At 59.0% G+C, this 14,392-nt stretch carries 12 protein-coding genes; 2 read left to right on the top strand and 10 right to left on the bottom strand.

The window, feature by feature from the left end:
* Positions 1 to 33 precede the first annotated feature (33 nt).
* Together PMI30_RS26910 and PMI30_RS26915 are read right to left on the bottom strand one after the other, a co-directional pair.
* Entirely contained in the window at positions 34 to 1,824 is a 1,791-nt protein-coding gene (locus PMI30_RS26910; RefSeq protein ID WP_008005685.1) for a bifunctional diguanylate cyclase/phosphodiesterase, read from the bottom strand.
* Between the two features lie 145 nt (positions 1,825 to 1,969).
* Positions 1,970 to 4,051 carry a carboxy terminal-processing peptidase gene (locus tag PMI30_RS26915; protein ID WP_008005683.1) on the bottom strand — a complete coding sequence of 694 codons (2,082 nt, stop codon included), beginning with the start codon at positions 4,049 to 4,051 and terminating at the stop codon, positions 1,970 to 1,972.
* 138 nt (positions 4,052 to 4,189) lie between these two features.
* Between PMI30_RS26915 and PMI30_RS26920 the strand changes: the two genes are divergently transcribed.
* A complete protein-coding gene (locus PMI30_RS26920) occupies positions 4,190 to 5,152 on the top strand; it encodes a zinc-binding dehydrogenase (RefSeq protein ID WP_008005681.1) in 963 nt (320 codons plus the stop codon).
* 103 nt (positions 5,153 to 5,255) lie between these two features.
* Here the strand turns inward: PMI30_RS26920 and PMI30_RS26925 are convergent, their stop codons facing one another.
* The 6 genes from PMI30_RS26925 to PMI30_RS26950 all read right to left on the bottom strand — a co-directional run bounded on the left by PMI30_RS26925 (position 5,256) and on the right by PMI30_RS26950 (position 10,594).
* The gene (locus PMI30_RS26925) at positions 5,256 to 5,909 is read right to left on the bottom strand and encodes an HAD family hydrolase (protein ID WP_008005680.1); all 654 of its coding nucleotides are present in this window, start codon (positions 5,907 to 5,909) and stop codon (positions 5,256 to 5,258) included.
* A 34-nt stretch (positions 5,910 to 5,943) separates the two neighbouring features.
* Entirely contained in the window at positions 5,944 to 6,933 is a 990-nt protein-coding gene (locus PMI30_RS26930; RefSeq protein ID WP_008005678.1) for an ABC transporter ATP-binding protein, read from the bottom strand.
* The gene (locus PMI30_RS26935; RefSeq protein WP_008005677.1) at positions 6,930 to 7,730 is read right to left on the bottom strand and encodes an ABC transporter permease; all 801 of its coding nucleotides are present in this window, start codon (positions 7,728 to 7,730) and stop codon (positions 6,930 to 6,932) included. The genes PMI30_RS26930 and PMI30_RS26935 overlap by 4 nt, the downstream gene beginning before the upstream one ends.
* Positions 7,717 to 8,553, bottom strand: coding sequence for an ABC transporter permease (locus PMI30_RS26940; protein WP_162130596.1), 837 nt, complete (start codon positions 8,551 to 8,553; stop codon positions 7,717 to 7,719). The genes PMI30_RS26935 and PMI30_RS26940 overlap by 14 nt, the downstream gene beginning before the upstream one ends.
* Before the next feature lie 5 nt (positions 8,554 to 8,558).
* A complete protein-coding gene (locus PMI30_RS26945) occupies positions 8,559 to 9,365 on the bottom strand; it encodes an alkaline phosphatase family protein (RefSeq protein ID WP_008005674.1) in 807 nt (268 codons plus the stop codon).
* Between the two features lie 164 nt (positions 9,366 to 9,529).
* Complete coding sequence (locus PMI30_RS26950) at positions 9,530 to 10,594, bottom strand: ABC transporter substrate-binding protein (protein ID WP_008005672.1); 1,065 nt, start codon at positions 10,592 to 10,594, stop codon at positions 9,530 to 9,532.
* 350 nt (positions 10,595 to 10,944) lie between these two features.
* Here PMI30_RS26950 and PMI30_RS26955 point away from each other — a divergent pair, with 350 nt between their 5' ends.
* Positions 10,945 to 11,658: a UTRA domain-containing protein gene (locus PMI30_RS26955; RefSeq protein WP_007898856.1), complete on the top strand. Its 714-nt coding sequence runs from the start codon at positions 10,945 to 10,947 to the stop codon at positions 11,656 to 11,658.
* Between the two features lie 160 nt (positions 11,659 to 11,818).
* Here the strand turns inward: PMI30_RS26955 and PMI30_RS26960 are convergent, their stop codons facing one another.
* Both PMI30_RS26960 and PMI30_RS31465 read right to left on the bottom strand, forming a co-directional pair.
* Positions 11,819 to 13,954: a mechanosensitive ion channel family protein gene (locus tag PMI30_RS26960; protein WP_008005669.1), complete on the bottom strand. Its 2,136-nt coding sequence runs from the start codon at positions 13,952 to 13,954 to the stop codon at positions 11,819 to 11,821.
* A 72-nt stretch (positions 13,955 to 14,026) separates the two neighbouring features.
* Entirely contained in the window at positions 14,027 to 14,203 is a 177-nt protein-coding gene (locus PMI30_RS31465; RefSeq protein ID WP_008005668.1) for a hypothetical protein, read from the bottom strand.
* Positions 14,204 to 14,392 lie beyond the last annotated feature (189 nt).

The raw sequence follows: 14,392 nt of genomic DNA, 5'->3' as shown, positions 1-14,392 counted from the left end.
GCCTTCGGCAGCTCCTACGGGATGTATGGCAAATCACCGATGCCCGGCAACCAACGTTTCCTCGGCTACTGGCACCGCCAGGCTATCAATCACATGCACGCTATACCCCGGAACATTCTTCGCGTGATGCTTGGCCTGTGATGCCATCTCTGCCAACTGGCTCGCATCGAGTTGTCCACAAGCCTGTGGATGCAAATGCACCACGCCGATGGACAGGGACAGCAGCGCAAATTCCTGTCTTACGCCTTGGCGGTTGGGTGCGATGAAGCAGCCGGCTTCCAGGTGTTCGCTGCGGTAAAAGCGTCGGCATTGGCTGTGGAAGTCGTCCAGCAATTGGTTCAGGCGTTTGCGCCAGTCTTCCGGGCCGAGCACCAGCAGAAAGTCGTCGCCGCCGATATGGCCGACGAAGTCGCGGGAAGGGTCGACGCGGTCGTTCAGGCATTGCGCCAGGCACAGTAGGACTTCATCCCCGCGACCGTAGCCATAGATGTCGTTGAAGGGTTTGAAGCTGTCGATGTCCACGTAGCAGATCACCGATTCCCGTTCCTGTTGCAGCAGTCGTGTCAGGCATTGCTGGATCGGCACGTTGCCCGGCAGCAGGGTCAGCGGGTTGGCGTAGCGGGCTTGCTGGATTTTCAGTTCGGTAATCAGCTTGAGCACGTCGATCACCCGACCTAGCCCCAAATAGCCGCCGTTGAGGGTGATGATGAAGTCTTCTTCGATGCGCTGGCGCGCGCGGCTGGTGATCAGGCGGCTGACCTGTTGCAGCGACTGGCTCAGCTCCACGGCGAGGAAGTCGTCGCTCATCAAGCGACTGATGGGCTTGCGGGCGAACAGGTCGGTGGCGAAGGGCTTGAGCAAGGCATCCGAGAGTGAATGACGGTGGACGATGCCGCAGGGCTGGCCCTGTTCGTCGAGCACCGCCAGGGAGTTCAGGTTGGCCTGGCGGCGGAAGGCTTCCAGCACGGTGGCGGTCGGGGTGTTGCTGGTCACCGCCGGTTGGTCATTGAGCAGGGCGCTGAGGTCACTGACTTCCTCGTTCAGTATCGCGGCGACGCTGTTTGGTTTGGGCATCAAGGCTCGGGCTTCGCGGGGCGGATGCTCCTGGGGCCGGCAAAGCAGATAACCCTGGACCAGATCGACGCCCATTTCGGTCAGCACGGCCAGTTCTTCCGGCAATTCGATGCCTTCGGCGATCACTTTTGCCCGGGAAGCCTTGGCGATCTGCAGGATCGAGCCGACGAACTCACGCTTGAGCGCGTCCTGGTGAATGCCGTCGATAAAGTGCCGATCGATCTTGACGTAATCCGGGCGCAATTCAGACCAGAGCCGCAAGCTCGAATAACCGGCACCCAGATCATCCAGCGCAATGGAAAACCCCATTGCCCGATAGTGATGCAGGGCGTTTTGCAGCAACTGGAAATCGTCGGTTGGAGTCTGTTCGGTGAGTTCGATCACCACCTGGCTCGGCGGTATGCCGAAATCCTGCAGCAGTTGCAGGGTGCGTCCGGGTTGGTGGGTGGCTTCGAGCAGGGATTCCGGGGACACATTGAGGAAGAGTTTGCCGGGCAATTGCTGTTCATTGAAGCGTCGGCAAGCACTTTGACGGCAAGCGATCTCCAGTTCGCTGAGGCGACCGGCCTGGCGAGCTACCGCGAACAGGGCAACGGGGGAGTGCAGCGGACTGTTGGAGGGGCCACGGCTGAGGGCTTCGTAACCGATGATACGTCGTTCAGAGAGGGAAATGATCGGCTGGAACAGGCTGTGCAAATCGCTTTGAGTCAGTATCGAGCTCAAGGCACTCAGCTGTTCGGTCGTGGTCATGGCGTTCTCTGGCGATAAAAAAAGGACTGGGCGTGCTCTCGTTAAAGAGCACGCCCAGTCCTGTATTTCACGACAGAATGATGACTGTTTGATGACGCTCCGGGGAGCGTCAGCATTAAATTGCCATCATGCTGATTACAACCACTTAGTGCTTGGCAACCGCGGTGTTGAGTTTCAAGTAATCGAGCAGAATCCGCCCGGTCTCGCTCAGATAAGCATCGTCTTCTGGCTTGGTCTTGTCCGGCTCGGCCGCGAGGGCATCTTCGTCTTCTTTCTTCAGCTCTTTGAGCGGCTCTTCGCCCTTGGCCTTGCGACGGATGTTTTCCATGACAAGTTGCTTGGCTTCGATATCGGCATGTTGTGCGCGACGGTCGGCTTCATTGAGGCTGACGGTTTTTTCGCTCATCAACTTCTGCGCCAGGGCCAGTTTGTCGCGGATGAACACGAACTCCGCGTCTTTGGCCGTGCGCACGTCATGCTCGGACTTGAGCTGCGTGATGTACGGTTTGAACGGGTCTAGCGCAGGCTTGATGGCCGCACGAATGGTGTCCCACGGCATGGCTTCCGGCAGGGCGCTTTCGCCGATTTCCTTGGTGTCGATGATCGACGGGTAATCGATGTCCGGCAGCACGCCCTGATGCTGGGTGCTCTGACCGGAAACCCGGTAGAACTTGGCCAGGGTCAGTTTCAGTTCGCCATGGTTCAGCGGCTGAATAGTCTGCACGGTGCCTTTGCCGAAGGTCTGGCCGCCGATGATCAGTGCGCGGTGGTAGTCCTGCATGGCACCGGCGAAAATCTCCGACGCCGAGGCGGACAAACGGTTGACCAGCAACGCCATCGGGCCTTTGTAGAACGCGCCCGGGTTTTCATCTTCCAGTACATCGACCCGGCCGTCGGCGTTACGCACCAGTACGGTCGGCCCTTTGTCGATGAACAGACTGGTCAGCTCGGTGGCTTCCTGCAAGGAACCGCCGCCGTTGTTGCGCAGGTCGATGACCACGCCGTCGACCTTGTCTTTCTGCAGCTCGGTCAGCAGCTTCTTGACGTCGCGGGTGGTGCTCTTGTAGTCCGGATCGCCGGCACGGAAGGCCTTGAAGTCCAGGTAGAAGGCCGGGATCTCGATGACGCCGAGCTTGTAGTCCTTGCCATCCTGCTTGAGGTTGAGGACCGACTTTTTCACTGCCTGGTCTTCAAGCTTCACCGCTTCGCGGGTGATCGGCACGATCTTGGTGGTCTGGTCGTTCGGCGCATTGCTGGCCGGAATCACTTCCAGGCGCACCACGGTGCCTTTCGGACCACGAATCAGTTTGACCACTTCGTCCAGGCGCCAGCCGACCACGTCGACCATCTCTTTGTTGCCCTGGGCCACGCCGATGATCTTGTCGGCCGGTGCAACCTGCTTGGTCTTGTCGGCCGGGCCGGCAGGCACCAGGCGCACGACTTTCACTTGATCGTTATCGCTCTGCAACACGGCGCCGATGCCCTCGAGGGACAGGCTCATGTTGATGTCGAAGTTCTCCGCGTTATCCGGCGACAGATAGTTGGTGTGCGGGTCGTAGGACATGGCGAAGGTGTTGATGTACGCCTGGAAGATGTCTTCTGCACGGGTCTGGTCCAGACGCGCCAGCTGATTCTTGTAACGCTTGGTCAGGGTTTCCTGAATCTGCTTGGACTCTTTGCCGGAGATCTTCATCCGCAGCACTTCGTCCTTGACGCGTTTGCGCCACAGGTCGTCCAGCTCGGCGGTGGTCTTGAGCCAAGGGGCATCCTTGCGATCGACCAGCAAGGTTTCCTTGGTGGTGAAGTCGATTTTGTCGACGCCCTTGTTCAGCTCGGCAAGGGCAAAGTCCAGACGCGCCTTGACGCGGTCCAGGTAGCGCTTGTAGATGGTGAACCCGGCGTTCAGGTCGCCGCTTTTGAGGAAGTCGTCAAACTGGGTTTTCCATTTGTCGAATTCGGCAATATCGCTGGCCATGAAGTAGCTGCGCGATGGGTCCAGCAGCTTGAGGTAGCTGTCGTAGATGATCACGGAGCGTGCATCGTCGAGCGGTGGCTTGCTGTAATGGTGACGCTTGAGCAATTCGACGACGTTCAGACTGGCGATTACTTCATCACGATCGGGCTGAAGCTTGTCCCAGCTGTTGGCTGCGAACGAATTGCTCGACATCGGCAAAATACCGAGACCAATGACAAGAGCGAGGGCGGTGCTGGGGAGCAGATGCTTCATGCTGATTCGACGCGGGGACAATTGATAACGCATATTAGGCCGTCTTTGAAGTCGCCGGATCCACAAGGACCGGTCGCATAATGCAAAAAGCCCGGCGCTACAGCTTCGGGCTCAGTCCAGACTCACTATGGAGGCACTGTGAAAGCATTGCAAGGCGTTGAGGGGCGAGTGGAGTGGGTTGAAGAGCCGAGTCCTACGTGCGATGTAGGACAAGTTCGCATCCGAGTGGCGGCAGCAGGACTCAATCGCGCCGATTTGTTACAGAAAGCAGGACTTTATCCGCCACCGCCGGGGGCCAGTCAAGTACTGGGTCTTGAGTGTTCGGGGGTGATCAGCGAGGTCGGTCCGGGCTCTTCCTGGCAGGTCGGTGATCGGGTTTGCGCCTTGCTGGCCGGGGGCGGGATGGCCGAAGAGGTAGTTGTCGACGGACGGCATGTGTTGCCGGTTCCCGAAGGTTTGTCGCTGGCCGAGGCGGCAGCGTTGCCGGAAGTGTATGCGACCGTTTGGCTGAATTTGTTTCAACTGGCTGCGCTCAAACCGGGTGAGAAAGTTCTCCTGCACGCCGGAGCGAGTGGAATCGGTTCAGCTGCCATTCAGCTGTGCAAGGCGTTTGGTAACCCGTGCTGGGTCAGCGTCGGTTCCGCCGAGCGTCTGGCTTACTGCGAAGCGTTGGGCGCACAGGGTGGCGTAGTGCGCAATGGCGATCTGGATAGCTTGAATGATCTTGCCCCGTTCGACGTGATCCTCGACCCGGTGGGTGGTAACTATGCGGCGTTGAACCTCAAGCTGCTGGCTCGCGATGGACGTTGGGTGCTGATTGGCTTGATGGGCGGTCGTGAGGCGCAGCTGGATCTGGCGCAGGTGTTGGCCAAGCGGGTGCAACTGCTGGGGTCGACCCTGCGCAGTCGCGACGATCAGTTCAAGGCCGATTTGTTCAGCGATCTTGGCCGGCATGTCTGGCCGCTGTTTGCCGAAGGGCGTTTGAGCCCGCAACTGGCCAGGACATTTGCGATCAAGGATGCTGAAGCGGCGTTTGCGGAACTGGCGACGAATAAGGTTTCCGGCAAACTGGTGTTGGTGATCGACGAAAGCCTGACCTAAACCCTGTGGGAGCGGGCTTGCTCGCGAAGGCGGTGTGTCAGTCGACATCAATGTTGAATGACACACCGCCTTCGAGCAAGCCCGCTCCCACATGGGTTTTTTATTACTTCCAGATATGGATCGGCCAGCCGGCCTTTTCAGCGTGTTCGAGCAGGACCGGATCCGGATTCACCACATGCGGAAAGTCCACTTTCAGCAGCAGCGGCAAGTCATTGCGCGAATCTGAATAGAAACTCGCGCCTTCCAGGTTTTCCTCTTCGGCATCGAGCCATTCCAGCAACCGGGTGATCTTGCCTTCGCGGTAGGTCAGGGTACCAACGGTTTGGCCGCTATAAACCCCGTGGGCCACTTCCAGCTCGATGCCGAGAATCTCGTCGATGCCCAAACGGTCGGCAATCGGCTTGACCAAATGCGTGCCCGAGGCCGAGATCACCAGGATCCGGTCGCCGGCCTTGCGGTGGGCGGCGATGGCTTTGGTGGCGTCGCTGAAGATGATCGGCTCGATGAAGTCTTCCACCCAAGGCCCGACCAGATGGTCGACTTCTTCCGGTGTGCGCCCGATCATCGGCTCAAGGCTGAAGGTCATGTACTCCTCCATGCGCAACTTGCCGTGGCTGTAAGCGTCCATCAGTTCGTTGTTCTGACGCATGAACGACTCGGGATCGACCCAGCCCAGGCGCCCCATTTGTTCGCTCCAGAGGGTGGCGCAGTCGCCGTGGATCAGGGTTTCGTCCAGATCAAAAATTGCCAGGGCCATCAGTGCAGTTCTCTCTTCAACATCAGCAAGATCATCAGGCTACCTCACACAGGGCCGTCGGATCGATGGAAAGTGCCAGGCGCTGACCATCGGGATGCAGGTCGGCTGCCGAACGGTTCAGCACATCCACCACCAATTCCACGCCCCGGGCTTCGACCCGATAGCGAATCACGTTGCCCAACAGGCTGTGGCTGCGAATCTGCGCGTCGAGTTCGCCGTTGAGGCTTAGCTCGATAGCTTCCGGGCGAATCGCGAGGCGATGGGTGATCGGTCGTTGCAACAGCTTACTGGCGCTGTCGGCGTCCAGTAGGTTGTAGTTGCCGATGAAGCCTGCGGCAAACACATCGACTGGTGCGGTGTAGAGGGTTTCTGCATCGCCGCTTTGTACGATCTTTCCCTGATTCATCAGGAAAATTCGGTCAGACATGGTCAGGGCTTCTTCCTGATCGTGAGTGACGAAGATCGTGGTCAGACCCAGTTCGCGCTGGATCTGACGGATCTGTTCGCGCAGGTGCTTGCGAATCCGCGCATCCAATGCCGACAGCGGCTCATCCAGCAACAACAAGCGAGGCCGGGTCACCAGCGAGCGAGCCAGGGCGACACGTTGACACTGGCCGCCGGACAGTTGATGCGGGTAGCGGGCGGCAAAATCATTGAGTTCCACCAGTTGCAACACTTCGGCGACGCGTTTTTGGCTGTCGTCGGCGTTGACCTTTTGCATGCGCAAGCCGAAGGCGACGTTCTGCTCCACGGTCATGTTCGGGAACAGTGCGTAACTCTGGAACACCATGCCGATCCCGCGTTTTTGCGGGCTCAGCGGGACGAGATCCTGACCCTCCAGCAGAATCTTGCCGCCGTCCACCGAGGTCAGGCCGGCGATGCAACGCAACAGGGTGGACTTGCCGCAACCGGACGGGCCGAGAAGGGTGACGAATTCACCTTTCTTGATTTCGCAGTTGATGTCGCTGAACACGGTAGTGCCCGAGTAATTCTTTTGAAGATGTTGGACGCTGACATAGCTCATTCGCTTTTGTCCTTGTTCAAGATATTGGCCGCCCAGGTCAGAACCAGCACAAAGAAGAAGTAGGAAATCACCAGCGCGCTGGTGAAGTGGCCGCTGCTGTTACGCATGTTGTTGAGGTAGACCTGCAGGGTTTCATAGCGGGTGCCGACGAGGATGTTGGCGAACACAAACTCACCGAACAGGAACGAGAACGACAGCAGCAACGCCACCATCAGACCCTTGCGCAGGTTCGGTAGCACCACCAGGAATGCCGCTTGCCAAGTGCTGGCACCGAGCAGTTGCGCGGCGTCCATCAGGTCGCGCAGGTTGATCGCTTGCAGGTTATTGGTGATCGCCCGGTACATGAACGGCAGCGCCACGGTGAAGTAGCAACCAATCAAAATCCAAGGCGTGCCGACCATCGCGAACGGCCCCGAACCGTAGAGCTGCAGGAGCCCGACCGACGATACCACCGGCGGCACCGCGAAGGGCAGCAGGATCAGGATGTTCATCAACGCATCGAGTTTCGGGAAGTGGTAATGCACCACGAACAGCAGCGGCAGAATCAGCACCACCGACAGAATCAGCGAGCCGACACAGACCAGTAACGACTGGCCGAACGCGTCGAGAAAGCGCGGATCGCTCCACAGCTGGATGTACCACTTGAAGGTAAAGCCGCTGGGCAGAATGGTCGCCGACCAACTGCTGGCGATCGAGTAGATCAGCGTGCCGGCCAGCGGCAACAGCAGAATGGCAAACAGCAAATACACCACGACGCGGTGATAGACACCGACGGGGCCCAGTTCAGCGCGAGACATGGTAGCTCCTCTTCAACAGCAACTGATGCACGATGGTCACCAGGGTCATCAACGCCACCAGCACCACGGCCAAGGCGCTGGCCAGGTTCGGGTCGAGGGAAATGTCGCCGGAGACCATCGCCGCGATGCGGATCGGCAACACGTTGAAGTTGCCGGTGGTCAGGGCGTAGACCGTGGCATACGCACCGAGGGCGTTGGCCAGCAGAATCACGAACGTGCCCAGCAGCGCCGGGGTCAGTACCGGCAAACCGATGTGCCGCCAGAACTGCCAGCCGTTGGCGCCCAGCAGCGCGGCGGACTCACGCCAGTCTTCGCGCAGTGCGTCGAACGCCGGGTAGAGCAGCAACACACCCAGGGGAATCTGGAAGTAGGTGTAGAGAATGATCAGCCCGGTTTTCGAGTACAGGTTGAAATCCTGAATGATCCCGGCCTGTTTGAGCATGATGGTGAAGGTGCCGTTGAAGCCCAGCAAAATGATGAACGCGAAGGCCAGGGGCACGCCGGCGAAGTTGCTGGTCATGTTGGCGAAGGCATTGACGAAGTTGCGCAGTTTCGAGTCGACCCGGCGCAAGGAGTAGGCGCCGAGTACGGCGATGATGATGCCGAACACACTGGACCAGAAACTGATCTCGAGGCTGTACTGGATCGCCTGCAAATAGAATCTCGAGTTGAAGATTTTGCTGAAGTTGGCCAGGCCCCAGCCGAACTCTTCCGATTGCAGGCTGTTGATCATTACCCAGAGCAGCGGGGCGATCTGGAACACGAAGAAGAAAATCGCGAAGGGCACCAGGCACAGAGCGGCCAGCCATTTACCACGGGTCATGGCGTTCACTTGAGCAGCTCCCGGCACACAGGTTTGTCGTGGGGCACGCCCAACAGTTCGCAGACGGTGCCGCAGATTTCGGTCTGTTTCGGTGCGGCATTTTTGTTGAAGCTGAAAGCATCGCCGAGGACGAACAGCGGCACTTCGCGTTCTTCGGGCAGCAGGCCGTTGTGCGAGCGGTCGTTATTCATGCCGTGGTCGGCCGTCACCAGCACCTGGTAACCGGCGTCGAGCCAGCCTTGCAGGTAATCGGCGAGGATGATGTCGGCCGAGCGAGCGCTGTTGCGGTACTGCGGGGTGTCGAGGCCGTGCTTGTGCCCGGCGTCGTCGATGTTCATGGGGTGAACCAATAAAAAGTTCGGCGCGTGGCGCAGGCGCAGGTTTTCCGCGTCGGCGAACAGGTGCGAGTCCGGGTAGTGGTCGCTCCAGTAGAAATGACCGTGCTGGATCGGCAGTTTGGCGTCGTCGGTATGACGATCCCGGGCGGCCACGAACGGCGAACGGTTATACAGCTCGCTGACCCAGTGATAGGCCGCGGCGGCGGTTTTCAGGCCGGCGTCGGTGGCGTAGTGGTAGATGCTGCGCTGGTTGGACAGGCGCGAGACGTTGTTGTGAACGATGCCGCTGTCGATCGGCGTAACGCCGGTCAGGATGCATTCATAAAGGGGGCGGGACAGGGCGGGCAGTTCGCACTCCAGCTTGTAGAGTGCCGCGCGTCCTGCGCCAACGTAAGCCTGCAGATGCCCCATGGCGTGGCGCGCGACTTCGTAATTGAGGCCGTCGAGCACGACAAGGATGACGTTGTGCTTCATAGGGGCTGGGACTCCGCAAAATATCGTCAAACCTGTAGGAGCGAAGCTTGCTCGCGAAGGCGGACTGTCAGCCAACATCAATGTTGAATGTCAGTCCCTCTTCGCGGGCAAGCCTCGCTCCTACAATGGATCTCCATCAGATCCCCGAATGGGGATCTACCGTGTTACGGCATATTGATGATGACTTCTTCCTGCCACTTCTGCGGCAGTGCCTTGGAGGTCTTTTCCCATGCATCGGCGTCTTTGATCGGCGTAACCTTTTTGTACTGCTCGTTCGGCAGCAGCTTGGCCTTGACCTCTTCCGGCAGTTTGATGTGCTCGGCACGGATCGGACGGGCGTTGCCTTTCGCCAGGTTGATTTGGCCGGCATCGCTGAAGATGTATTCGCGGGTCAGCTTGGCGGCGTTCGGGTGCTTCGCGTATTTGTTGATGATGGTGGTGTAACCGGAAATCACCGAGCCGTCGGACGGAATCAGCACGATGTAGTCATCCGGATTCGCCATCTTGGCCTTGTAACTCAGGCCGTTGAAGTCCCAGACCACGCCGACTTCGATTTCACCCTTTTCCATGGTGGCGATCGTCGGGTTGGCCATCGACAGGCGGCCTTGCTTGGCGATGTCCGCGAACAGCAACAGGGCTGGCTGAATGTTTTTCTCGTCACCACCATTGGCGAGGGCGGCGGCCAGTACACCGTTGGCAGCCTGGGCCGCGGTGCTCACGTCACCGATAGAAACTTTGTACTTGCCAGTCTTGAGGTCGGCCCATTTGGTCGGTGCTTCAGAACCGTGCAGCAGCTTTTTGTTGACGATGAACGCGATGGTGCCGGTGTAGGCCAGCGCCCAGTTACCGTCCTTGTCCTTGGCCCAATCCGGAATCTGTTCCCAGGTCGTTGGCTTATAAGGTTGCACCACGCCCTGCTTGACCGAGATAGGGCCGAATGCGGCTCCGACGTCGCCGATGTCGGCGCTGGCGTTGTCTTTTTCGGCGGCGAACTTGGCGATTTCCTGAGCCGAGCTCATGTCGGTGTCGATGTGTTTCAGGCCATATTTCTTGGCCAGGTCTTCCCAGGTGCCTTTCCAGTTGGCCCAGTCATCGGGCATGCCGACGCTGTTGACTGCGCCTTCCGCTTTCGCAGCGGCTTCCAGGGTTTTCAGATCATCCGCCGCCATGGCGGAGGTGCACAGGGCAATGGTCGAGCCTAACAATGATGCCAGGAAAAACTGTTTCATCCGAAGCTCCTTTGGGCGTTTTCAACGCTGCGATTGCGGTTGTGTTGGTCTAGGTCAGCAATACCTGAGCCAATTTAGGCGGGTTGGATGACATTTTGATGTCGACGACCGGTCGGCCTGAATTTTCTGCGCTCGGATACGCGGGGTGCGAGATAAGCGTAGACCATGGCTAAAGAGCTGATATGAAAGGGACTTGGCCATAAAATTGCAGGTGTCTGGCGCAACCGTTCGGCGGCTTTGTCATCTGTCAGTCATGTGCAGTGCCTAGGCTTGCAGGCAGTTGAAGGAACCGATTTGAATCACGGTTCTGCCCTGAATCAGTGCTGGTCTAGTCCAGATAGGTAACGTTGATGCGCATCGAGACAACCAAAGCGGTGACAGCCATCGGGCAGGTTCTGCAAGAACAGCTCGACCACGGCTTGTTGGCGCCCGGGAGCAAGTTGCCGGCAGAGCGCAAGCTCAGTGAGTTGTTCGGTACCACGCGGATCACCGTGCGTGAGGCTTTATTGCAGCTGGAGGCCCAGGGTCAGATTTATCGCGAAGAGCGACGCGGCTGGTTCGTGTCGCCACCGCGACTGGCTTATAACCTGATGCAGCGCAGCCACTTTCACGCGATGGTCAGTGCGCAGGGGCGGGTGCCGTCCACCGAGGTAATCTCGGCGCGCTTGCAACCGGCGTCGGCGGCGGTGTGTGCCTGGTTGCAGTTGCCGGCGCTGTCGAGCGTGATCCAGATCTGCCGCTCGCGACGGATTGACGGGCGCTTGGTGTTGTATGTGGAGCACTACCTGAACCCGCAGTTTTTCCCGGGGATTCTGGACTTCGATCTGAATCAGTCGATGACCGAACTGTATGCGCGGCATTACGACTTGCACTACGGGCGGGTGCGTTTCGAGATTGTGCCGACGGCGTTGTCGGTGGATGCGGCGGCGGCTTTACGGGTGTCGGTGGGCAGCCCGGGGTTGCGGATTGCCCGGGTCAATTACGATCAGCACGAGCGGTTGATCGATTGCGACCTCGAATTTTGGCGCCATGATGCGATTCATGTCGGGGTGGATGTGGTCTGAATCCTGGCTGTGCACACGAGCTGCCGAAGGCTGCGATCTTTTGATCTTGATTTTGATCTTCCGTAGGAGCGAGGCTTGCCCGCGAAGAGGGACTGACATTCAACATAGATGTTGGCCGATAGTCCGTCTTCGCGGGCAAGCCTCGCTCCTACAAGGGCTTTTATTCCTTGGCGACTTGCACGCTCATCCGTGGCGTCGCCAGATCCAGCCCGGCTTCATCCAGATGGCGCTTGAGCGACAGGTTGAACGCCCGGGAAACTTCCCACTGTTTGATCGGCGCGGTCTTGAAGCGTGCGCGAAGAATCGCGTTGCCGGATTCGAAACTTTCTATCCCCTGAATCTCCAGCGGCGACCAGATGTTTCGCCGTTGCAGCGGGTCGGTGCGCATTTTCTGGCCGACTTCGCGCATCAGTTTGATCGCTTCGTCGATGTCCATGTTGGAGGGCACCGCCACCCGGAAGATCGCGTAACCGAATTCCCGGGAGTAGTTCTTGATGCTTTTGATTTCGCTGAACGGAATGGTGTGAACGATGCCGTCGATGTCCCGCAGGCGCACGGTGCGGATGGTCAAGCCTTCGACCGTGCCCAAGTGGCCGCCGACGTCCACGTAGTCATCGATGGCCAGGGAGTCTTCGATGATGATGAACAGCCCGGTGATCAGGTCGGCCACCAGTGATTGCGCGCCGAAACCGATGGCCAGGCCGATCACACCAGCACCGGCCAGCAACGGAGTGACGTTCATGCCCATGTTCGCCAGGGCGACGATCAGCGCAATGATGAAAATCGCCACGAACAGCACGTTGCGGATCAACGGCATCATCGTCTGCGCGCGGGCATTGGCCAGGCCTTTGCGCGAGCGGGTGAGGGCGTGATGCACGGCGGTGTCACTGAGGATCCAGATCAGCCAGGCAAAAATCAGCGTGCCGCCGAGGCTGAACAGTTTGACGCTGACTTCATGACCCTCGCCTTCGGTGAAGCGGATCAGCGACATACCCCAGACGCGCAGGCCGAGTTCGATGAATGCCAGCCACACCAGCAGATGGGCGAGGGTGTAGAAGAAGCTTTTCAGGCGATCCGAATACAGCGCGTGGCGCTTCACGCTGCGTTGCGGTTTGAGTGAATGGCGGCGCACCAGCCCATTGATGACCATGCACAACACCAGCAGCACGGTGCAGATCAGTGACTGACGCAAGGCCGTGCTGGTGTCGCCGGCGGAGACGAAGGTGGCGAACAGCGAGATGCCCACCAGCACCAGCGCCGGCAGATACCAAAAGGTGCCGAGGATTTCGATCGTGTCGCTCAAGGCCCGGCGAGTCAGGCGCCGGGATAGCGGTTGATTGCGGATCAAGTGCGCGATGGGCCGACGGAAACGCAGAACGAAAAAACCGGTGGAGATCGCCGCCAACACATTGGCGAACGTTGCTGCGGTGTGAGCCAGGTGACTGCCGAGGCTTTCAACCAGGCGCGGATCGTTCAGGGCTTCACCGAAGGCGGCGAAACTGCCGATCAGCCACAACGGGCGGAAGGCCTGATGCCGCAGGATGTACAAGGCACGGTGGCGATGCGGACCATCCAGCACGGAAAACGCGATCACACAGATCGCCGAGAAACAGGTACCGACGACCAGCGCATAGGCCAACACCATGGCCAGGCTTTTGCCCAATGACGAAGGCAGGGCGTAGGTCATGTAAACCGTCATGACCAAGGCAATCAACCACGGCCCGAGTTTGCGCAAGGCAAAGCGCAGCATGTCCAGCGCCTTCGGGTGTTGTGGCAGTTCTTCGGTGAGACCGAAGCGCATACGTACCCGGTGGCCGAGCCAGATCAGGGCGGCGGCCAGCAGGCTCCAGACCATCAGGATTACAGCGAAAGCGAAGATGATTGGCAGCCATTCATTGGCCGGCAGCATCAGCGCCGCCAGTTCATTCTTGGCCAGATCGACCTCTTCGGACCAGCGATTGAGCGGACTGTCGGCGCCGGAAAATTGCTTTTCGAGACCGGCCAGAGTGCCGCCGATCAGCCCCAACACGCCTTGTTCAGTGGTCGGCTGAGCCTTTTGGGTGACGTCGCGAAGTTTTTTCAGGTCCGTCAGTAGCTGGGTGCGCTGCTGATCGTTTTCCAGGGACTTGATGACTTCGTCCAGCGATTGCCCCAGCGGTTCTTGTGCTTGCGGCTGGGTTTTCGCCGAGCCATTGAGCAGCCCCGGCAAACTGACCGCTTGGGCAGGTGTCATCGGCAGCAGTGTCATCAGGCAGACAAGGAACAAACACGGCAGGGCAAAAAGACGAGCGAACACGGTCAACCTCGGATGAGCGAATCGGCCGAGTGTACGAGCCCGTCAAAATCAATGCGAGCCAGGCGCAAGGTTTTATTCGTTGAGTTTGGCGAGGATCTTGTAGATCACGGTGGCAAGGATCATCAGCATGCCGACCCACATCGCGAATACACCAGCGTTCTTGTCGCGAAAGTTGAAGCCGATGGCCAGCATGATCATCCCGGAAAGAATCGGGATCAGCATGGCGTGGAACGAAGACATCGAGATCATGGTGACAGCCTTGTCGGGGAGGGTACTGCAAGTCTAGGCGGCTTTCGGACGAGGGGAGGTGATGTGGGTCAGAAGTGAGTCAGAAGCAGCGCAATCCGTGTGGGAGCGGGCTTGCTCGCGAAGGCGGGGTGTCAGGCAACATTAATGTCGACTGACACACCGCCTTCGCGAGCAAGCCCGCTCCCACAG

The organism is Pseudomonas sp. GM50 (assembly GCF_000282375.1).
GTDB lineage: Bacteria > Pseudomonadota > Gammaproteobacteria > Pseudomonadales > Pseudomonadaceae > Aquipseudomonas.
Note: the sequence above shows the minus strand (reverse complement) of the source record. Positions and strands in the feature narration are given on the sequence as shown.

Excerpts from the sequence above, each read along its gene's own strand:
- PMI30_RS26935 (WP_008005677.1), bottom strand. The coding sequence starts at position 7,730 with ATGTCTCGCGCTGAACTGGGCCCCGTCGGTGTCTATCACCGCGTCGTG.
- PMI30_RS31465 (WP_008005668.1), bottom strand. The coding sequence starts at position 14,203 with ATGATCTCGATGTCTTCGTTCCACGCCATGCTGATCCCGATTCTTTCC.
- PMI30_RS26915 (WP_008005683.1), bottom strand. The coding sequence starts at position 4,051 with ATGAAGCATCTGCTCCCCAGCACCGCCCTCGCTCTTGTCATTGGTCTC.
- PMI30_RS26910 (WP_008005685.1), bottom strand. The coding sequence starts at position 1,824 with ATGACCACGACCGAACAGCTGAGTGCCTTGAGCTCGATACTGACTCAA.
- PMI30_RS26925 (WP_008005680.1), bottom strand. The coding sequence starts at position 5,909 with ATGGCCCTGGCAATTTTTGATCTGGACGAAACCCTGATCCACGGCGAC.
- PMI30_RS26940 (WP_162130596.1), bottom strand. The coding sequence starts at position 8,553 with ATGACCCGTGGTAAATGGCTGGCCGCTCTGTGCCTGGTGCCCTTCGCG.
- PMI30_RS26945 (WP_008005674.1), bottom strand. The coding sequence starts at position 9,365 with ATGAAGCACAACGTCATCCTTGTCGTGCTCGACGGCCTCAATTACGAA.
- PMI30_RS26950 (WP_008005672.1), bottom strand. The coding sequence starts at position 10,594 with ATGAAACAGTTTTTCCTGGCATCATTGTTAGGCTCGACCATTGCCCTG.
- PMI30_RS26930 (WP_008005678.1), bottom strand. The coding sequence starts at position 6,933 with ATGAGCTATGTCAGCGTCCAACATCTTCAAAAGAATTACTCGGGCACT.
- PMI30_RS26955 (WP_007898856.1), top strand. The coding sequence starts at position 10,945 with ATGCGCATCGAGACAACCAAAGCGGTGACAGCCATCGGGCAGGTTCTG.